21 protein-coding genes are annotated in these 18,655 nt (G+C 60.9%); 11 read left to right on the top strand and 10 right to left on the bottom strand.

What is annotated here, in order from left to right:
* Position 1: 1 nt before the first annotated feature.
* Complete coding sequence (locus ACGLHR_RS16680; protein WP_400095279.1) at positions 2–1,003, bottom strand: PRTRC system protein D; 1,002 nt, start codon at positions 1,001–1,003, stop codon at positions 2–4.
* Positions 1,004–2,083: 1,080 nt separating this feature from the next.
* Between ACGLHR_RS16680 and ACGLHR_RS16675 the strand changes: the two genes are divergently transcribed.
* Positions 2,084–3,271 carry an integrase domain-containing protein gene (locus ACGLHR_RS16675; RefSeq protein WP_400095278.1) on the top strand — a complete coding sequence of 396 codons (1,188 nt, stop codon included), beginning with the start codon at positions 2,084–2,086 and terminating at the stop codon, positions 3,269–3,271.
* A gap of 5 nt (positions 3,272–3,276) precedes the next feature.
* On the opposite strand, the gene ACGLHR_RS16670 is transcribed toward ACGLHR_RS16675, so the two are convergent.
* From ACGLHR_RS16670 to ACGLHR_RS16635, 8 genes are all read right to left on the bottom strand, one after another.
* Positions 3,277–5,259: a Helicase associated domain protein gene (locus ACGLHR_RS16670; RefSeq protein ID WP_400095277.1), complete on the bottom strand. Its 1,983-nt coding sequence runs from the start codon at positions 5,257–5,259 to the stop codon at positions 3,277–3,279.
* Positions 5,244–5,885 (bottom strand): DEAD/DEAH box helicase family protein, encoded by a 642-nt coding sequence (locus tag ACGLHR_RS16665; protein ID WP_400095275.1) that lies wholly within the window; start codon positions 5,883–5,885, stop codon positions 5,244–5,246. The genes ACGLHR_RS16670 and ACGLHR_RS16665 overlap by 16 nt, the downstream gene beginning before the upstream one ends.
* A 382-nt stretch (positions 5,886–6,267) precedes the next feature.
* Positions 6,268–6,423 (bottom strand): hypothetical protein, encoded by a 156-nt coding sequence (locus ACGLHR_RS16660; RefSeq protein ID WP_400095273.1) that lies wholly within the window; start codon positions 6,421–6,423, stop codon positions 6,268–6,270.
* Positions 6,424–6,440: 17 nt separating this feature from the next.
* Positions 6,441–7,364, bottom strand: coding sequence for a DNA/RNA non-specific endonuclease (locus ACGLHR_RS16655; protein ID WP_400095272.1), 924 nt, complete (start codon positions 7,362–7,364; stop codon positions 6,441–6,443).
* Positions 7,365–7,415: 51 nt separating this feature from the next.
* Complete coding sequence (locus tag ACGLHR_RS16650) at positions 7,416–8,081, bottom strand: hypothetical protein (RefSeq protein WP_400095270.1); 666 nt, start codon at positions 8,079–8,081, stop codon at positions 7,416–7,418.
* A gap of 14 nt (positions 8,082–8,095) precedes the next feature.
* Entirely contained in the window at positions 8,096–8,218 is a 123-nt protein-coding gene (locus ACGLHR_RS16645) for a hypothetical protein (protein WP_400095269.1), read from the bottom strand.
* The gene (locus tag ACGLHR_RS16640; RefSeq protein ID WP_400095267.1) at positions 8,211–8,534 is read right to left on the bottom strand and encodes a hypothetical protein; all 324 of its coding nucleotides are present in this window, start codon (positions 8,532–8,534) and stop codon (positions 8,211–8,213) included. The genes ACGLHR_RS16645 and ACGLHR_RS16640 overlap by 8 nt, the downstream gene beginning before the upstream one ends.
* A 302-nt stretch (positions 8,535–8,836) precedes the next feature.
* Complete coding sequence (locus tag ACGLHR_RS16635) at positions 8,837–9,235, bottom strand: DNA translocase FtsK (protein ID WP_400095265.1); 399 nt, start codon at positions 9,233–9,235, stop codon at positions 8,837–8,839.
* 105 nt (positions 9,236–9,340) lie between these two features.
* Here ACGLHR_RS16635 and ACGLHR_RS16630 point away from each other — a divergent pair, with 105 nt between their 5' ends.
* The 10 genes from ACGLHR_RS16630 to ACGLHR_RS16585 all read left to right on the top strand — a co-directional run bounded on the left by ACGLHR_RS16630 (position 9,341) and on the right by ACGLHR_RS16585 (position 17,501).
* Positions 9,341–9,472: a hypothetical protein gene (locus tag ACGLHR_RS16630; RefSeq protein ID WP_400095357.1), complete on the top strand. Its 132-nt coding sequence runs from the start codon at positions 9,341–9,343 to the stop codon at positions 9,470–9,472.
* A 220-nt stretch (positions 9,473–9,692) separates the two neighbouring features.
* Positions 9,693–10,172, top strand: a complete 480-nt coding sequence (locus ACGLHR_RS16625; RefSeq protein WP_400095263.1) for a hypothetical protein — start codon at positions 9,693–9,695, stop codon at positions 10,170–10,172.
* Positions 10,173–10,825: 653 nt separating this feature from the next.
* Entirely contained in the window at positions 10,826–11,068 is a 243-nt protein-coding gene (locus tag ACGLHR_RS16620) for a hypothetical protein (RefSeq protein WP_400095262.1), read from the top strand.
* Between the two features lie 606 nt (positions 11,069–11,674).
* Positions 11,675–13,342 carry a PRTRC system ParB family protein gene (locus ACGLHR_RS16615; RefSeq protein WP_400095260.1) on the top strand — a complete coding sequence of 556 codons (1,668 nt, stop codon included), beginning with the start codon at positions 11,675–11,677 and terminating at the stop codon, positions 13,340–13,342.
* Positions 13,343–13,398: 56 nt separating this feature from the next.
* Complete coding sequence (locus ACGLHR_RS16610) at positions 13,399–13,866, top strand: PRTRC system protein E (RefSeq protein ID WP_400095258.1); 468 nt, start codon at positions 13,399–13,401, stop codon at positions 13,864–13,866.
* Between the two features lie 17 nt (positions 13,867–13,883).
* Entirely contained in the window at positions 13,884–14,102 is a 219-nt protein-coding gene (locus ACGLHR_RS16605) for a PRTRC system protein C (protein WP_400095256.1), read from the top strand.
* 99 nt (positions 14,103–14,201) lie between these two features.
* Positions 14,202–15,332: a PRTRC system protein F gene (locus ACGLHR_RS16600; protein ID WP_400095254.1), complete on the top strand. Its 1,131-nt coding sequence runs from the start codon at positions 14,202–14,204 to the stop codon at positions 15,330–15,332.
* Positions 15,333–15,340: 8 nt separating this feature from the next.
* Positions 15,341–16,063, top strand: a complete 723-nt coding sequence (locus ACGLHR_RS16595) for a PRTRC system protein B (RefSeq protein WP_400095253.1) — start codon at positions 15,341–15,343, stop codon at positions 16,061–16,063.
* Positions 16,064–16,065: 2 nt separating this feature from the next.
* Positions 16,066–16,707, top strand: a complete 642-nt coding sequence (locus ACGLHR_RS16590; RefSeq protein ID WP_400095252.1) for a PRTRC system protein A — start codon at positions 16,066–16,068, stop codon at positions 16,705–16,707.
* The gene (locus tag ACGLHR_RS16585) at positions 16,707–17,501 is read left to right on the top strand and encodes a PRTRC system ThiF family protein (protein ID WP_400095250.1); all 795 of its coding nucleotides are present in this window, start codon (positions 16,707–16,709) and stop codon (positions 17,499–17,501) included. Before ACGLHR_RS16590 ends, ACGLHR_RS16585 begins: the two co-directional genes overlap by 1 nt.
* A gap of 859 nt (positions 17,502–18,360) precedes the next feature.
* Here ACGLHR_RS16585 and ACGLHR_RS16580 read toward each other — a convergent pair.
* On the bottom strand, positions 18,361–18,655 hold a 295-nt coding region (locus ACGLHR_RS16580), incomplete at its 5' end, for a hypothetical protein (protein ID WP_400095248.1).

Raw genomic sequence — 18,655 nt, 5'->3', positions numbered from 1 at the left:
CTCAGGAAGACTTCGACACATGTCGTGCAGAGCCGATCGTATGGAAGCCCCGAACATTGGCAAAGCAGGGCGCGTCCATCACATGAATGTCGTTGTGCGGAAATGCCGCTTGAATCGTCGGCGCGTACAAGCTCGCTCCGCCTCCGGTCAGGATGATGGCGCGAATATCCTCGGTGCGACCGACACGCGTTTGAACTTCCAAGACGGACTGTTGGGCAACCGCAATGGCTTCTTCAACGAAGGGGCGTAGATCCAGATCCTTGCGATAGAAGAGCATCGGCTTAGCCTCGCGGATTGCCTTGTCGATCCGTTCGATGCTGTCCACCGCTGCGCCCTCGGCCTGCGAGATGAGTCTCGCCACCTGCTGATAGATACGCGATGCACCGCCTGGCACGCCACCGCTGCGGGTGTCGTCCATCGTATAGCCGCGTGCGACCACCCAGTCGGTCGTGAAATAGCCGACGTCAATCACGAGATAGGCGTTGTCGGGGTCGTACTGCTTGGCGCACTGCTGGATGAATGTGACCAATGTTCCGATAGGCTGAGGCAGCGGCAGCACGTTGTGCACCCGGATCGGGCCCCAGCCGAAGTCGAGTTCACCACTGAAGCGGTCCTTCAGGTAGCCGGCGTACTTCTGGGTGTTGTGCACGGGAAGTCCCAGCACCAGGCGGTCAATCTCGGTCGCGTTGGAATAGTGCAAGGACCCGCCCAGCAGCGCAGCGTAGTTCGGGGTCGTGACAAAGTCCTCGGACAATGACCGGCCAGTGTTCCCGTATGGGGCGCTGATGGATACCTCCGGCCCGACCTCGTATCGCGCCCCATCGACGACCACGTTGACGACGTTCCGGGCACGTAGGATGGAGCCGCTGTGCGGCGTCAACGAAGAGGTCGCAGCTAGCGGCGCGAGCGACGGAAACATGCTGGTGGCGACGTCAGAGCCGAGCGGGAATGCGGACTTCGTGTTGCCATAGCCGACATCGATTGCGATGGTCGAAACTTTCATGAGCGATACTCCTTGGTCAGTGCCTATTGGGTGTTGATGGCTCGAAGTGCCACTAGGGGGGACTTGGACCGAGCAAGACAAACCAGGGCTGTTGCTAAGTCCCACTTCCCCTGATCTGATCGGACTTGCTCGGTTCAGCTTTGACCAAGTCCCTCTACGTGGCACATCGACAGACCAACTCTACCGCCAAAGAAACAAAGTCAAGTCGACGTAAAGTCGCGAATTTCACGCACGATTCGCAGTCTTTCCGGCTTGCACAGCTGCGCCTGGCCGGCTATCCTTCTCGTACTTCTCGCGTCCCCGACGCATCGACCTGCCGCCACGTTGGCGGCCATCCCAAGCACCGAAAGAGCCCGAAACGGGTTGTCGGTCGCCTCTATGTACAAGCCGGAAATTGATCCGGTTTTTTTTCAATCTAATCAGGTGGATCGTCTCGGATAGAGAGGACACCGGACACAACGCTACCAAGCCGATCAGCGGTCTGTTTTCGAAAATAGACCGTAGTGTGGACGAATCCGAAGCCGGACACTGGACAGAGTCTGTGGGTCGATCCGCCATTTCACGCGCTCCTTCAGCCGGCCGGCTGGGCATGGATCACGAAGCCCGACACACAACAGCGGTGGGGATGATCCAGCTTTGGAGCGAGGAAGCGACAGCGGGCCAGGTGACTGGTTGACGCGGCTTCCTGTAGATGATGACCCGGTAGGCGCAGCCGGCACCAGAAATGCGTAAGGAGAATCAACCACCAAGGCTCTGGGCCAGGAACCACAGGGGGATCGATCCCGGTGATGGTCCGTGCATCGAAAGATGCGGCGGGTAGGTTGGCCGCGAAGCGGTGGGAGGACGGCGATAGCCGGCCCATCGCAGAGTGGACAGTCATGACGCATTGCTTCTGTGCGTCGGCTGATCGAATTGGTACGTTAAAGGTCTAGAGGTATGACCCGGCCCGGGGCTAAGGGTAACCGACCTGGTAAGTCGGAGTGGGACGCGAGTCGGTGAAGGGGCGCCGGAGTGCGGAGGGAATCAGAAAACAGCAGGTCGGCCGCGATGGTCGAGGGCCATTCACGGAGGAAAGAAGAAATGCCAGCACAGACCATTATCAATCTGCGGCCGATTTTGGCCGTTTACTCTCTGCCCGAGCGGTTTAAATCGGAATTCGCCATCTTGGCAGCAGATAATCTCCACAAGCCGCACAGCGTGACGCGGGCGAGCGGCCGCGCGCTGTCGGCGCTGACGCAACAGCAGCGAGCGCAAGCGTTGCTGGCCATGATGGTGGAGCTTCGAAAGGGCGGAATGACTGTGATGTCGCCCTATAACGTCCGGGTGAGGCACGTTCGGTGGCTGGTACGGCATTGGATCCTGGAGAGAAAGCTGAATGTGGCGACGGTGGAGGGGCGCTTGTCGCACCTGCGCGCGATGTGTGCGGGGTGGATGGGAAAGGTCGGGATGGTCGGCAAGCCGGAGGACTACGTGGAATTGCCTGAAGGATATCGTCGCAGCTACGTTGCGACGAAAGACCGCTCGTGGGAGGGAAATGGTGTGGACGCCGAGAAGGTGGTCTTATCGATCGCTCGGACCGACAGCCATGTCTCAATGCAGGTTCGACTCGAGGCAGCGTTCGGCCTGAGGGCTAAGGAGAGCTGGAGGCTGCGTCCAGCACGGGACCTGCTGCCGACGGGCTACCTGCACGTGCAAGACGGGACGAAAGGCGGGCTGCCACGGCAGATTCCGATCGAATTTGGCTGGCAATATGACCTCTTGGTCGAAGCAGCTGAGCTGGCGGCGAAGACCAATCCGGAGCGGGGTTCACTCATACCCGCTGAGTACAGTCAGAAGAAATGGCGCCGGCGTTTCTACACTGTGCTGGAGAAGCATGGTGTGACAAAGCACGGGGAACACGGCGTGACGGCGCATGGTTTGCGACATGGCTACTTTCACCAGATGTACGAACGGTTGACAGGGGAGCGTGCGGCGATAAAGGGAGGGGATCGAATAACCGACGCGGCGGTTCGGGATGCGGCGATGCGCAGGATCGTGGCTGCGGCGGGCCATAGCCGTCTGGCCAAGGCGGGCATGTACCTAAGCAGCCACGCCAGAATGGCATCGGAGGTCAGACCGAGGGTGACCGTGGAGATGGCGGTCGAAGCCGTGAAGCAAGCCAACGGCGTCAAGCTGCATGCGGCAAAAGCGCTTGGGATCTCGCGGACATCGCTCTACCGTTTGCTGGAAACGGCGCAAGCGGCCGCTGGTGACACTGGGGATATCTGAGCGGTTTAGTTGCGGCTCCTATCCCATACCATTCCGATGGAATCCAGGCGGCGTTCACGGTCCACGGAAAGCTTGCTTGCCCTTTTCGCTTGACGTTGCGTGCTCAGCCACTTGCCAAGCGGGAACGGCTCGTCATTGCCCTTCTGCCAAGCGAAATGAACAGGGACATTGCAATGACCGTGAACGGACGCCCTGTCCGCTGCATATGCAAAAGCCTTCTCCCATTCGGCCGAGGGCTTATTCAAAACGAACCCGAGGGCTTCTAGCCTTTGTATTTGCTCAGCGGAGAGCTTTCCGGATCTCTTCTTCTTTCGCTGTTTTATGACCCACTGGCCAATGCCAAAGCCGCCGACGGCTGTGTCAGGCCACTTATAGTCTGGAGGCACGTCACAATTGTTATTTATCGCGTGCCAGCTAGACAAGAAGTCGAAGCCCTTCTCCCAAGCCTTCGATTGCCCTTTGCCTGCTGCCGGAAGCGCCTCCCATTTCATCCCTAGTGCTTCGAGCCGCTGAATTCGATCGACGTTAAGTGTCCCAGTCGTCTGTGTTTGCCGTTGCGCCCGAATCCATAAGCCAAGCCGGAAACCCTTTGGATCTTCCGGGGGCCATGTGCAATGCCCAGGAACGTTGCAGTCTCCGTACATTGCATGCCATCCGACGGCGCAGCAATAGGCTGCTTCCCAGGCTGCCTGCCGCTGCTCCCAGACTATGCCGATTGACTCAAGCCGTCGCACACGTTCTTCGGACAACATGCCGCCCTTTCTGGCTTTACGTTGCCTGTCTAGCCACTGGCCCAGGCGAAAACCGTTCCCGGCCCCTTCCGGCCATCTCGATGAAGCCGGCGCGTTGCAGTTGCCATAGTGGGCATTCCATCCTTCCGCACACAGAAATCCTTCTTCCCACGTCGCCTCCCAGGGGGCCCAGACCATTCCGAGCCTTGTCAAGCGGTCTTCTCGTTCGCGGGAGAGTTGGCCCGCTCGTCTTGTTGACCGTTGCAAGTTGAGCCAATCTCCGAGCCGAAATCCGTTCACCAAATCGCCTTCGGGCCAGACGGACCGTTTTGGAGCATTGCAGTTTCCGTACTTTTCCCACCGTGCATTGGCGGCCCCGTATCCGACCTCCCATCCGTCGGTAAGCTCCCCAACAAGCAAGGGCTCCAACGCCTCAGCCAAGCCCGGAATATGCTCGGCGCCAACCCACTGGATCTTAGCAAGGGGATCGGCGTCTCCCGGCGCGGCACCGCCCTCGACTTGTCGGCGCGCGTTCAATGCGGTCTCGAAGTCCGCATCATGGGATCGCAGCGCATTCAGGACGTCCCACACGGGCTTGAAGTTGGTCTTGTCAATCGCCTCGGCCGGGGTGTCTCCCTTGCCTAGAAATACCGGCAGGACAATGGTGCCGTATTCTTTACGCTCGTGCTTACGAATGGCACGGCCCAGGGCCTGGATGATGTCGATATCGCTGCCGCGCGGGTCGATGAAGGCGATGCCGTCGATATCGGCGACGTCCACGCCCTCGGTCAGGCACCTCGCATTCGTCAGGATTCGGTAGTCGCAGGCATATGCACCACTGAAGTCCGCCAGCTTCCGCTTTCGTTCCTGGGCGCTCATCGCTCCGGAGACGTGATCGGCTTTCGGGCGCCCAGGGTCAGATCCGTTCGCCGACAGATGCTTGGATACTGCAGGAAGCTCTCTGGCGAAAGTATGCGCACTATTCACGTACCGATGGAAGCTGATGACGCGCCGGAGATCGAACTGCCGGACCGCCTTCAGGAGGCCGACCTGTGCGGCACGCTTCCATGTGTCATTGCTCGAAGGATCCGCCTTGGACTGCTCAAGAGTCTTGAGCAACGAATGAATCTCCGTGTCGTCGATCAGCATAACCACCACGCGGTAGTCGGAGAGCAGGCCATGGCGAATGGCTTCGGAAAAGGTGAGGGTGTGAAAGCGCGGGCCGAACCAGGCCTCGTCGCTCATGTCGACCACCATGAGGTCGCCTTGCGGGCTATCTCTCCTGCGCCTGTAGATCCTCGGCGTGGCCGTGGCAAACAGGCGCTTTGTTGCGCGGATACGGCTGCCGTCCAGAATCGTTGCAAAGACGCTGCTTGGTCACCGGCGCAACGATGCGCCTCGTCGGCGATCGCGAGATCGAAAGCTGGTACCGACTCGTCGGCCTGGGCGTCGGCAATCAGATGGGAGGATTGGTAAGTGCTGAACACGACTGTGCGTCCGCCTTGTCGCAGGAAACCGCCGATACGCGCAGGATCAGATGTAACCTCAAAGCCATCGTGTGCGAGATCCTGTGTAGAGAATCGGATGATGTCGTCGTTACCTGCGCGCCGCCCCACGGTCTCATCCGAACAGACGCAAAGTGTTGCGTATGGCTGGTCAGTGGTGGAGTGCGAGCGCCATTCGGACGCGAATTGGTCGAGTAAGGCAATCGACGGAACCAGTACTAAGGTCGAGTCGGCACCCAGATCCTCCTTAGTCCACAGCGTGGCAAGCGTCTTGCCTGTGCCGCATGCCATCACTAGCTGGCCACGGTCAGCAGTGCTGAAGCCCCCGAGGACGTTAGCGATCGCCCGATTTTGGTGGGGTCGTCGGCTGTGAGCCATATCTTCCTGTTTCGTGCAGTGTTGATTGTTGGGTGCGCGTTGGCGGGCTTAGGGGTAATAACGACTGGTTGCCGTAAATCTTCACCGCCGATCATTCGCCCCGCCCATTTGGCGGTATGGCTCTGGGTTCCAACGCTAAAGAGGACACTAGAGCCGGGCAGGCCACGCGACGCAGGTGATTCCCTCACCTGTGGTATTGAAGTTGGGCGCAAGGCGGGCTCTCTCACACAGTGGGGACCCCGAGCACATGAGTCCACCCTATTGGCGGAAACGCGCTTGTTTTCCTGTCTCTTTTGATGCCCCTCTCCCTCCGCCTTGGGCTGCCGCGCTTTGCACCGAATGGGAGGGGATTCGTTCTACGGGTTCGTCATATAGCCGGCACTCACCGCAGGAAGGACGGCAGGTACGCGGAGTCGTCCCAGTGGCCTGTCGCGCCCCACCAGCAAAAGAACAAGAGGAGGGCAATGGCGAAAATGACGCCAGATCGGGCCTCCTCGTCGGTGCGGAAGGTATGGATGATCTGCTTGAGGCGTTCCATGTAATTCTCCTATCTATTTAGTGGCGGGCGAAGACGGCCCGAATGAAGGGCAGGGCTCCGGACCGGAGGACAGGATGCCGAGCGTCCTGGCCCTCAGGGGCATCGGGCAGCGCCGACCGGTCAACAGCAACGGCTGTGAGCGTGGTGAGGCTGACCTTGCGGCCCGCCTTCTCGCCCGGATGCGGCGTCGGTGCAAGCAGCGTCATCGGCGTCTCCCGGTATGCCCTGTCGAGGCGCGGGAAAGGATCGACGCCGGCGAGGTTGGCCAGCTCGGCGATGCTCACGACCGCGTACCACGGGGTCGCGTCGTTTCGAGCCACATAGGCGGCAGCGCCGACACCGGGCACGTAGACCGCCTTCCATAGATACGTGGGGATGGCGACTCGGGAGTTCAGACGTGCCGGTTGCGCGGGATCGAACGCCGGGCCGGTCACAACGAATGCCTGGCCGTAGTCGCGCACCATGCGGCGGGTTGACGTTTCGAGGTGACTCCACAGCCTTCGATTGCTGACCGAGGCCTGTGGCACGACGTTGGCGAGACTGAAGCTTTCGGCTTGCGAGGCCTGGTCGGGGAAGTCGGCCGACGGCGCGAGGTGGCCTCGATCAAGGCCGGTGCCGCGCCGGTAATCGGACAGGTGGGCACGGTCGGTCGCCGGAATCGCCGTTTCCTCGTAGAAGTCGCTGTCTCGCGGGACATCGCGAGCCGCCAGTACAGCCTGGGCCGTCAGGTTCGGCGGACCATAGGGCCGTGCGGGTGGCGGCGGATGTCTGCACGGCATATCCACGGAAGCATAGGAACTGCGGCTGGGCGCAGCGGTGGTGGCGACGTGCGGCTGGCCGTTGGTGCCGAAGATGTGCGGACAATCCGTTGGGCCTTTGGCGTAGGCGACGGTGCTGACAGTTGCGGCGATGGCCGCGGCGAGGATCAGAGGCTTGAGCATCTTATATGTTCGGAAACGATGTGGCTCTATTTTGCCAAGGCCGGCAAGAAGTCAAGCAGCCGGCTTCCTCCCAAGCGGTGAAGCAAGGGAGTCGCCATTCTCGTCCGTGCAATCGAGCACACGAGCGAGAAATTCCTCCAGAATGATCGCGCCGCCGAAGAGTTCTTCGGAGACCGTCGCGGCAAGCGCATCGATCGGTTCGATATGGATCCACGGGCGGCCATCGATCTGAATCACCTTGGCGCGGCGCATGAGTTTCCGGTAGCGGCTGGCATCCTTGAGCAGCGTCTGGGCCGGAATCAATTCCTGCAGCATAGGCTCGGGCTGCAGCAGCTTTGCGGCCATTGCTGCGAATAGCGGCCCGCGCTCCGTCCAGTCTCCCTCGTTGCGAGCGATCAGCGCGAGCACCGTACCCAGGTCCGAAGTGGTCAGTTCCTTGCGGATGATGGAGGAGAGTTCGTGCTGCTCGGTGGGGCGGGGACGCACGCGGGTGTTCCAGATGCCGCGCAGGACGGTAAAGGCCTGGTCGCGGCCGGCGTCAAGGGATTGTGGTGGAGTGGTGATGCCGCAGCCGGTGCAAGCGATAACCGCCTCAAAGCGGTTGGCGATGAATTGAGGCTGGCTGTCGCAGTGGGCGCAGTTGAGTAAGTCGTCTGACATTGTTTGGGCGGGATCGCGGGAATCTGGCGATGCATTATGCCAAGATCCGCGACCCACCCGGCCCAGCGCGGTCAGGCGCTCAGCGGTCGAAGCTGGAGATACTGCTCGGTCTTGGCGAGCAAGTCGGCGATGGCGTGTTGCATGGATGGGGGCGAGGGTAGGAAGATAGGCGTGCCGGGTGCGGCGTCAGTCATGATTATCGGCAACCATTTGTGCATCCTCAAATCGCGCCGGATAGATCCCGTTGATGCCCTGGACGGCTCGCTCTAGCGCGTTGAAGTGGTCCTGAAGATGGGCGGTTTCGTCGCCAACCATGCGCTGGAACGGAGCAATCGCCTCGCGCATCGTATCGGCGGCGTTGCGGGCAATATGGCCTATTTCCCAGAATTCGGTCAGCCATGATCCATCGGGCGGCCTGGCCCCGCCCTGACGGCCAACTGCAATGGCACCACGGATTGCCAGCACGGTGTCGGGTTGGGGGAATTCTGCGTCGTGGTTTGCTTCGTTCATCGGGTAGAAGAAATTTGGTGCTTCAGTACATAGATAGGGATTGGGCCGATCAGTTCGATTGTCCAGAGGCGGCCTGTGTGCTTCGTACCGTGCCAACCCATGACGGCGTCGCGCTCAGGCATATTGCCCCTCTCGTCCGTGTGTGAGTGGTGCAGGCGATTGCGCCGTTCTGACTGATCGGTAGCGCTTTGAGTTTGAGGCGGCGCGGTGGCGTCTATCTCCCCATATCCGTAGACCATCGCCTCGAATCGGGCTTTGTCGTCTGGTTGCGGGCCACCCTCACGGTCTCCGACCTGGGCATGTCATTCGTCCGTCGGGCGCGGCTCCTTGCCGCGCTGCACGTAGTCCAGTAACGCATGCTTGAGACCGATCTGTCGCACTGCATGCGCGTCGAGGGGGCTGCGCTCGCAGCTCAAGAGGACGTCGGTGACGAACCCATGCAAGGCCTTCAGCTCACTGGCGAGTGGTTCGGGCGCATACATATAGAGGCCACCTGGCATGGTCCGCACGAACGTGGTTTCGCGAACCATGCGGGCCAGCAAAGCGCGCGCGGGCTCGCAGCCGATGCGCAGATAGCGCTGCACCAGCGAAATCGAGGCGGCGCGGTGGGTGTGCACCAGACGGATTGCTTCGGCGTAGGCGGCATCGGACGCCTCGGGAGTCGTAAGGTGCAGGTCACGCGGTATGACGGTAGCGGTCATGCTTGGGTCCGGCTCCCGTTGGGACGGGTTGGATCTGATGTAGCGCACTAACATCGCGGCGCACCCAGCGTATCGCTCTGCTAGCGCGCCGTAGGTTCCGGTCAGTTGCATCTGGCGCGCACCATCGACTTCAATGTTCGCCGCCAGGCCGCCTTTGCCCGCAAGCAGGCACGCGAGCGCGAGCGCTATCCGCTCTTCGGCGACCACATTGCCGCGGAACAGCTGTGGCGTTTGTAGCGGGTGAAGCGCATGGTCTGGATCGGCTGAGTACTCTTTGAATCCAGCATACGGGTCCCCGCGCAAAGTCAAGGTGGCGGCCGGGCCCATTGCGGCAGACAATATTGTCGGCGCGAATCCGGGCGAATGAGCCGGCGAATGACGTATCATTTTGCGTGTCTTATGCCGGATCGCCGGCCAGCCACCCCTCCCGACGACCAGACAACGACAACAGGCTTTGATGGAAATCTGCCTTGGCACCCGGCCCCGCGATGAGCGGGCATGCGCCGCTCCCGGCGAGCCGTACTACCGTGAGCTGGCCACCATCGATGCGCTGGCCTATCGCCGGATGCTGGATCGGGTGTTCTGGCATCCCCCGGCTGATCTCTTGCGCTTCGAAGTGCAGGCAACGCCGTCGGACAAAGGGAGCGAATACACGGTCGTTGCGTACATGCAGGGTGCGGGTATGAATTGGTTCGATGCCGATGCTATCCCTGGTCGTTGGGACACCATTGCCACGTTTGAGCTCTCGTGGTCTGTCTCGCAGCTACACGCTGCACATCACGGCCTGGACCCCGTTGGCCTTGAGCAGCCCGGGGGCAAGCCGGGGCAGGAACGCATGCCGGACTACGCTTCCATGCAGGACCCAGCCGAGACGGCGCGCTATCGGGCGAGCGTCGTGAACCGCTTGCGTAAGGCTGGCGTGCCCCGGGAAGTATAGGGCTTTATTAGCGGCACGCTTTGCGACATCCTGCCGCCTACTTCAGCGTCTCCGACGCATCGACACCGCCGAATTCTCGGCACACGTTTTTCTTCCAATGGGCAGGCGCAGCCTCACCGCCCGGTTGTGCACACCTGCAGGGCCTAGGCGATCGGATGCACGGTGAGCCTAAGCTCAACCACCAGCTGCTCGGCGACGACGGGTCCGCAATTACCCGCCCCGTGACCACGCAGAAACGGGTACGCATCGTGGCGACGGTCGCCGCATTGTCCTCGGATTCGATTGCGGCTTCACAGAACCGATGGTGCTCAACCGGATTCTGGCTCACCGGATTGTGCCTTTGGAGGGGCAGCGGTTGCCGGAAGGGTTCCGCCACGCCGGCCAGGGTCGCCTCGACATTGAGGCCTATCTTGCCCAGTCGAATCCAATCGCCGCACTCGACGGGCTGCCGCAAATGATTCGCCGCCGGCGGGGAGCCGGAGCTTGCACCGGGATTCCTCGCGCATCTTGGCAACAGGACACGGCGCAGCGCCCGCCAGCCGATGCCGCCCCGGCGCGATGCCTGGGTAACTGGCGCAGCCTCCGCTGAGAAGTTGGAGGGTACTGCTCGCAAGGCCTTCTGTGTAGACCGGACCCGCTGGGGCAGCCCTGTGGTGAAAGCTGGCGAGACGGTGGAGTTTCAACGTGATGCCGGCGCCCGCTATACGTATGAGCGCGGCGGCAATCAGTACACGGTGTCGCTCGATGAGCTCAACAGCCTGGTGTTGGTGGCGAATGATGCCGAAGGCTGGGAGACGGTGCATGCAGGTCTTGCCCGCCGGTATCCGGGGCAGGCAGCGACTTTGCGGGCACGCATCAAGGCGCTCGAGATTGATCGTTGGTTGGACTGGGAATAACCAGCAAGATGATCTCGTGGAACTGCTCCTCAAGCCGAATGGCGCGGTTGTGGCCTGGGAGCAAGGATGCGGGAAGTCACCAGGGTGCTGGGCACGGTGGACGCCGACGGCATGGAAGTGTTGTGCCTGACTGGTACACAACCATTACGAGTCGGAAATGGATGGTTGGCACGTGGCAGGTGCCGTGACGACGCTGCTGTCGCGCCCAATCGGGCCTGTTCCCGCGAAAGCTCACTAAATTCGTTGTCTTACGGGGCGCATGAGTGTCATCAGCGACCTTAAAATGAAGCCAGTAGCGTGACCCCGCTACTGCCCCAAGCCCTGTACTCAGCCCTCCATCGGAGGGCTTTTTTTTCCTTTGCGCTGTCCCCATGATTGGCTTGGCGCTGATGCCTGACGGATCTGGCGCGCGCCTTGATGTTGCGGTATCCTTTCGGCACCTACCGCGTCTCTGACGCATCGACCCCGCACCGCCAGGTGCACAGTTTTTTGCAGTATCGTGGCCTGTCCGCTTTGTCGGGCTAGCCAACGCCACCTTTCTTATCCCATCGGGAACCTGTTCCCGGTGCGGCAACGGGTTCCCTTTTCCGTTTCGGAGAACCCAAAATGCAACAACAATTCCATCCCACTGTCAAGCTTGGCAAGATCCGTCCTGGTCGCAATCCGCGGAAGTACTTCGATCCCGCCGAGATGGCAGAGATAACCGAGTCCATCCGGATTAACGGTGTCATCCAGCCGATTCTCATTCGCCCCATCGAAAACGACGAATTCGAACTCGTTGCCGGCGAACGCCGGTACCGTGGCGCTGACACAGCCCACGGCGCCGATTACGACATGCCAGTCGTCATCAAGGAATTGACTGACGATGAGGCTGATCGTTTGGCGCTCATTGAGAACGTCCAGCGCGCCGACATGGCACCCTCGGAAGAGGCAGTGGCCGCGGCGAAGATCGTCGGGCAACTCAAAGGGGATCGTGACGAGGCCGCCCGTGTACTGGGCTGGTCGCGCGGGACGCTCGACAAGCGTCTGGCCCTGATGAACTGCAGTCCGTCCGTGCTTGACGCGCTCAACACGCGTCAGATCCAGCTTGGACACGCGGAACTGCTGGCCACCCTCGCGAAAGACAAGCAGGACAAGCTCCTGCCGGTCATCATCAGCGAGAAGAAGACCGTGGCCGAACTCAAGAAGACGATCGAGGCCGCGGCATGCAGTCTCGCTACCGCTATCTTCGACAAGACCGAATGCGCCGCATGCCCGCACAACTCCTCGTTGCAAACGGAGATGTTCAGCGAAGCCATCGCCTCCGGCAATTGCACCAACCGTGGCTGCTACACCCAGAAGACCGAAAAGCAACTGGAAACAGTGGCGTATGGTCTGAAGGATGAGTGCCCGGTGGTTCGCGTTGTCAGGGTGGGCGATAACCATACCCGTGTCCAATTGCTGGTTGACGGCCCGACCGGTGTTGGCGAGGATCAGGCGAAAGCCTGCCACGCCTGCGAGAACTTCGGTGTTGCCGTTAGCGGCCTGCCGGACAGCATCGGCAAGGTGTTCCGCGGCCAGTGCTTTGACACCGGCTGTAATGCCACCAAGGTCGCGGCCCGGCTGAAGGCCGAACGCGATGCCAAGGCTCCGGCACAGAAGGGGACACCCGCTAGTAGCCAGCCGGCCGCCAAGACGGGGACTAAGGCTACGGCAGCGGAGACGGTTGTCACCAAGATCAGCGAATCCGACAAGGTGAAAGCCTACCGGTCCGCGCTCTGGCGTAAGGCGCTGCGTCGTGAGGCTGCAGCCAATCCCGAGACCGCCAACAGCTACCTGCTGGCGATCGCACTCTCCGGGCTTTCCCGCGACATTGGCGCGGTTTTCATGGGCAAGATCTACGAGAAGCTGGCAGACGACAAAGCGTCTATCACGGACCTCGAGAAGAACCTGTCCACGGTGCAAGAGCTGGCCGCCGACAAGCGCCAGCAGCTGACCATCGGCCTGACCGTCGCGGCAATCGAGGGCCTTGAAGTACGGAACCTCATGACGCTGTGCAAGTACCACAAGCTGGACCTGCGCCAGCACTGGACGCTTCAGAAGTCCAAGGATTTCCTGGAACTGCTGACCAAGTCCGAGATGAAGGTACTTGCCGATGAGCTTGGCATTCGTAAAGCACTCGGTGACAACTTCGCCAAGGTCTTCAATAAGTCCAAGCCGGAACTGATCGAGGCACTGCTCAACGTCGAAGGTTTCGACTACGCGGGCAAGCTGCCCAAAGTCCTCTGCTACTGACCGCCACGCCGCGGCCAGCTTCCCATTCTCTTATCCCATCTTCTAAGGATCTATCCATGTTTCAGGAACTCGTTCCAATCGTCGCCGCCTGCGACAAGGTTGTGCTCACGCTGTCCATGAAGGGCGACGTGATGGCAGTAGTAGTCGCGCCGGTGGTATCCAAGGCCGCAGATGCGGCGTTGGCAACGCCCCTCGCACTCACCGCCTCGCCGGCGGAGCTCGATGAGGGCTTCGCCCAGGCCATCGCTTCGGTGTCAGTGACGCACCGTTCGCTCGCCGAGCAGGTGGAGGCTACCGCTTCCATCCTGAAGGCTGCGGCTAGCGCCCAAACTGCCAAGGCACAGAAAGCGCTGACGAAGGCCAACGGCAAGGTCGCACCGACTTCGCCATCGGCGGATGACGACGGAGAGGATTCCGCTGGCAGCGCGCTGGCTGACGATGAGGGTAGTGGCCACGCTCCGGCCTCCACAACCACACAATCGTCTGCCGCGCCGGCCGGTACCAATCTGGCCGATCTGCTGTAACGGAAAGGAGACGCAACATGAGCCTGACCGTCCAGCAATTGACCCGCGAGTTCACGTACAACGGCATGACCCTGCCGGACCCCGGCTCGGCATTCACGCCGGACCAAGTGCGTGATATGTACACCGCCCAGTACCCGGAGCTGACCACCGCTACGGTGGACGGCCCCGAGCACAACGGCGATACCGCGCGCTACAAGTTCGTCCGCGCCGCCGGCGCCAAGGGCTGCCGTGCGTAAGCGTGACTTAATGAAGGCCATGTCCAGTCCGGACTTTGGCCTTTCCTCCACGAAGCCGTCCGAAAGGGCGGTTTTTTTTAACTCCCGGGAGATCGCATCGTGCTGTTCGATCCTCGCACCTTTGATGACGGCGTCCTTTCGGATGTCCCCGGGTGGACGCCATCGCGACAGCATCCCGCTGCCCGACGTCGATCTGCCAATGGTTTTCTGACACTACCAACCCTGCCAGCCGATATTCCCGCCGGCGGCAAGCTGCGACATGACGATGGCCCGGATGGTCTGGAGACCATCCAGGCCCAGTTCAAGGTCGGCATACTCGCGGCGCGTGATGTAAAGAGCGCGGTCAGCGCAGGGGATGCCTTTGCACAGGCCATGTTCGCGTGGTTGCGCAGGCGCACCCCCAGTTGCAAGCGGTTGAACTTCACATTCGCCCTGCTGGACCAAGTTGCCGCGAGGGAGCAGGTCGAACAGTTCGGATGGGAGGGCAACCTCGAAGCGCCGTTGTACCTGGCGATCGAGTTGCCCTGCGAGCAGCTGTACGAGATCGGGGAGCGTGCCGACGTCATGCGGAGGGCACACCCGTCATTGCTCTATACGGCGATGGATCTGGTCAGTACGGCCGCAAGCCGCTCGCTGTTTATTCGCACCCCGGATGAACTGGCGGAAATGTTCGCTCGGTGGCACTGGGATTACGACGCCAGAATGAGCGACGAAGAAGCGAGGGAGTTTCTCGAAGAGCGTTTCGGCGAAGGGGATAGCGACATCGAGCGCTATCTGCCGTCCAACGTTTTGCCGCTCCTAGCCCCGGACGACGTCGTTCCCAAGGGTCGGCGCCTGGATAAGCGTAGCCGCGTCAGGCGGCTGCGACGTTCGGAACTGACAGCGCTGGCTGCGCGCACTCGGGGCTTGCCCCAGCGAATTTGTCGCGAACTCGTCAATCTACAGACAGTCCTGGCGCGGTGCTCCCGCTACCGCATCCTCCAGACCTCGCAATGGGCCGAACCCGCGTACTCCGCGGCAACCATTGCGATGTGGTCTGGCCACTGGGTCGGGGAAATTCTTGACGACCACTTTGAATGCCTGAGCAATGCCGGGGACTGCACGACTTACCAAGCGCTGATCCCCGTGGCAAGCGAGCCGAAGGCCATTCGCAAGCAGTTCAAAGAGTTGGCCTGCATGTTTGAAATCATCGCGGCACTTGACCGCGTTCTCACCTTGATATCCGAATAGGAGGGCCTATGGCCGGCATTGTTGTTGGAAGTCAGTCCCATGAGGTGGCCCTGCAAGGGGCCATTTTGCTTTATGGCCGCCAGGCCGGGGAGTTCTCGTATGCCACCGCACACCAGATCGTGACGGATGAGCAGACGGGGCGCCCCGTCATTGGGGCAGGCGTGCCCCTCAACCGGCGCGCATTGATTCACGCGGTCCGCCAGGTTGCGGAAGAAGCGCTGCCGAAAGGCGAGTTTCTAACGCCGAACGTTCTTTCCATCGGGCCACATGCCATCACGTGGTGGTGCCCGCCGGCGCAGCGGCGCGTGTTCTTCTCGTGCAAGGAGCTTGGCGAGCGTAGCGCCGTGGTCCCGCACCCGGGTCTGGTTTTCCAAGCATACGCCTCTGGCTTTCGCGTGTTCGCTTTGATGCAAGACGAGCGACCCACGCCGGAGACGGTACTGTATGAGCCGCCTTACTTCAACACGTGGGATTTGGGGAAGATTTGCATCGGTTCCGCACACGTACCGAAGCAGATTGATGTGGCCTCGATCGCTGGGTGGGAAGAAGCCTTCTTCTCGTCGGCCTTCACCCATCCCAATCACGGCGGCAAGCGTGTGGACTACCGAGACGGTGTATTTGCGTTCTGGCGCGACATGCTGGACGGGAAGTTCCCTTCCTATCCGAAGCATGCGCTCATCCCTATGAAAAAGTCTCTCGGCGATCTGATTGCCGGGAAAATTGGAGAATAGTCATGCATCCTATGGATAGCACATTGCAGCAATCGTTTCCCACCGTGATGGTGCCGCGTTTCGGGGACCTTGCGCCGATGGAAGGCGCCGGCGAGCGGCTACTTGCCGCCGAAGACGGTATGTTCCTGGAAGTGTCGCGGCCGTGGCTCCGGCTCGTTCGGCAGATCGGCAAGTACCACGTTAGGACAGCCGTGCCTTATGGCCTGGTTGCCGAAACTACGTACCTGCGCTGCGGGAAGATCCCTGTTCACTTGATCGGGAAGTTTGCGGAGATGGCGAGGGAAGCGACGCCCGACGAGACCGGCGCTTGGGTTGTGTGGAACGCGGTAACGCGGGACTTCCGCCTTGCCCACGTGATCATCCGCTCGCAAGGACGAGGCCACCTTGATTACGACCGCCCGGAGCTGTCCGCCGACGAGGTGTTGGTCCTTGACTGCCACTCGCACGGCGCGCATCCGGCGTACTTCTCGTCCCAAGACGACATAGATGACGTGCATGACGTGAAGTTCGCGTTCGTGATTGGCAACTGCGGCGCGGATGTCCCATCGCTCGCCCTGCGCCTCTGTGCGAAAGGGATCTTCGAGAAGAGTGAGAGGGTCCCGAGTGACTGGTATGCGGCGACGAAGGCCGGGAGGGGCGTGTGATGACAATGACTCACCATATCCCCGATTCGATGCTCGAGTACGCCTGGCGCGTCGTAGTGGTTGGAGCCGGCGGTACCGGCAGCGCCTTGCTGCCCAATCTGGCAAGGCTGCATCACGCCATGCTCGAACTGGGGCACCCTGGCGGCATCGAGTGCATCGTGTTCGATGACGACACGGTAAGCGAGACGAACGTCGGACGGCAGGGCTTCTATCCCAACGACGTTGGCCAGTTCAAGGCAACGCTGCTGGTGAACCGCCTCAATGCGCTCATGGGTACCCGCTGGGTCGCCCAGACGCGGCGGGTCGCCAGTACAGACCGACTGGACTGCGATCTCGCGGTGGGCTGTGTGGACACTCGCGCGGCTCGCAAGGCCATTCTGGGTGCGGTCGGTCGGGGCAGCGGCGGTTACTACCTCGACTGTGGCAATGAGACCGACAAGGGCCAGGTGATCCTGGGGCAGGTGGGCAGCAAGATCGCCCAACGCCTTCCTCATGTGGGCGACCTTTTCCCCGATCTCGTGAACCCCAAGGGAGATACGGTCGACACGGCGCCGTCCTGCTCCATGGCCGACGCACTGCGCAAGCAGTCGCTGATCATCAATCAGGCGATCGGCGTGCAAGCCTTCAATTTGCTGTGGACACTCTTTCGGACCGGCACGCTGAAGTACTCCGGCGTGTTCGTAAACCTGGAAGCTGGGCGCACCAATCCTCTGCCGGTTGATCCTGCGGCCTGGGCCCGCTTTGGCTACCAGCCGAAGCAGCCAGCGGCACGTAGGCGAGCAAAAAAGAAGTGAACCGCCCCGGTCGTCCGGCCGGACGCGCGCTTGAAATCCACCCCCAGGAAGCCTCCGCTTCTAGGGGGCTTTTTTTATGGCGGATCTGGGGGGAGGACGAAGGTCCCTTATCGACCCCTAGCGGTCATAGCCGGATATGAGTGAGCACCACGATTAGCGGTTATCGGGCTGTACGGAATCCGGTCGGGCCCACCATGTATGAGCAGCGCGGAGAGGCACTGGACCCCACAGCTCCAATCTCCACTCTTCCACCCCATTTTGGGGCTTGATCGTAGTCGGGCTCCCACAAGGAGATTCCGGAGAATATGACCTGCGCCGGTATGCCGTGTCTCTTTATCAGCTCGGTGACATAGGATGCCCTAGATTCGGCCAAACGCTTGCGAGAGATTGGAGTTCCCTCCGTCTTGTCCGCATGCCCCTCTACTGCAACCGTTTCCAGGGGGCACCAGTCCTGGCCTCGTACGTACAAGATCCACTCGATGAGTCGCTGTCGCTCAAGCGCGGAAAGAGCCGATTCCCCGTAGGAAAAATTCAGATCACGGGACGCTGTCGGCTTTTCGAAGGCCAGACCGATGCGCGGAATCCCGATGCAGAGAGCTGTGCAGATGCATATCGCAACCGCGTAATTATCAAGGAAGGACAGGGTCGCTCTGGGTCTTTGGCTTGATCTCGTGTCTGGCATAGCTTGAGTGTTCCATGTTGGACGACCACTGCCAACCATGTAACCAATTTTGACCGCTTGGCGGTATCCAGATGGCCATCGGTCGCAATACTCTACGTCCGGTGTAGGTCGGTCGCCTCCCGACCCAACGCGGACATTGGGCATCCGTGCGATCACCTAATATAGAATGGTCATCGTCTACCGAGTTAGAAATCCCCAGACAGATGCATTCAGTTCGTCCTTTTCTACAAAGCGCCGAGTTGAGTCGTCGCGTCCGTCGATCAGAACGTACCGCCCTATCGCCGGGGAGAGAATCTCCCTGACTGAGCCTCTGTAGTTGCTTATCTCGATAAACCCGGCGAGAACGCCGTCGAGCAATTCAATCTCCCGAAGCAATAGATCGTGGCTGGCGAACACCCAATCCACCCAAGTTAAGCAGCGCAAAGAAGGCCGCGATTGATCAACGCAAGGTCTTGACACGTGAGGAGATTTG

The sequence above is a fragment of the Cupriavidus sp. CuC1 genome, assembly GCF_044627735.1.
Classification (GTDB): Bacteria; Pseudomonadota; Gammaproteobacteria; order Burkholderiales; family Burkholderiaceae; genus Cupriavidus; species Cupriavidus ulmosensis.
Note: the sequence above shows the minus strand (reverse complement) of the source record. Positions and strands in the feature narration are given on the sequence as shown.

Bases quoted from the DNA above. Each gene is read 5' to 3' on its own strand.
- ACGLHR_RS16635 (WP_400095265.1), bottom strand. From the start codon at position 9,235: ATGACCGCTACCGTCATACCGCGTGACCTGCACCTTACGACTCCCGAG.
- ACGLHR_RS16660 (WP_400095273.1), bottom strand. From the start codon at position 6,423: ATGGAACGCCTCAAGCAGATCATCCATACCTTCCGCACCGACGAGGAG.
- ACGLHR_RS16595 (WP_400095253.1), top strand. From the start codon at position 15,341: ATGGCCGGCATTGTTGTTGGAAGTCAGTCCCATGAGGTGGCCCTGCAA.
- ACGLHR_RS16680 (WP_400095279.1), bottom strand. From the start codon at position 1,003: ATGAAAGTTTCGACCATCGCAATCGATGTCGGCTATGGCAACACGAAG.
- ACGLHR_RS16640 (WP_400095267.1), bottom strand. From the start codon at position 8,534: ATGAACGAAGCAAACCACGACGCAGAATTCCCCCAACCCGACACCGTG.
- ACGLHR_RS16615 (WP_400095260.1), top strand. From the start codon at position 11,675: ATGCAACAACAATTCCATCCCACTGTCAAGCTTGGCAAGATCCGTCCT.
- ACGLHR_RS16605 (WP_400095256.1), top strand. From the start codon at position 13,884: ATGAGCCTGACCGTCCAGCAATTGACCCGCGAGTTCACGTACAACGGC.
- ACGLHR_RS16655 (WP_400095272.1), bottom strand. From the start codon at position 7,364: ATGCTCAAGCCTCTGATCCTCGCCGCGGCCATCGCCGCAACTGTCAGC.
- ACGLHR_RS16625 (WP_400095263.1), top strand. From the start codon at position 9,693: ATGGAAATCTGCCTTGGCACCCGGCCCCGCGATGAGCGGGCATGCGCC.
- ACGLHR_RS16665 (WP_400095275.1), bottom strand. From the start codon at position 5,885: ATGGCTCACAGCCGACGACCCCACCAAAATCGGGCGATCGCTAACGTC.
- ACGLHR_RS16590 (WP_400095252.1), top strand. From the start codon at position 16,066: ATGCATCCTATGGATAGCACATTGCAGCAATCGTTTCCCACCGTGATG.
- ACGLHR_RS16645 (WP_400095269.1), bottom strand. From the start codon at position 8,218: ATGACTGACGCCGCACCCGGCACGCCTATCTTCCTACCCTCGCCCCCA.
- ACGLHR_RS16610 (WP_400095258.1), top strand. From the start codon at position 13,399: ATGTTTCAGGAACTCGTTCCAATCGTCGCCGCCTGCGACAAGGTTGTG.
- ACGLHR_RS16585 (WP_400095250.1), top strand. From the start codon at position 16,707: ATGACAATGACTCACCATATCCCCGATTCGATGCTCGAGTACGCCTGG.
- ACGLHR_RS16675 (WP_400095278.1), top strand. From the start codon at position 2,084: ATGCCAGCACAGACCATTATCAATCTGCGGCCGATTTTGGCCGTTTAC.
- ACGLHR_RS16670 (WP_400095277.1), bottom strand. From the start codon at position 5,259: ATGGTGGTCGACATGAGCGACGAGGCCTGGTTCGGCCCGCGCTTTCAC.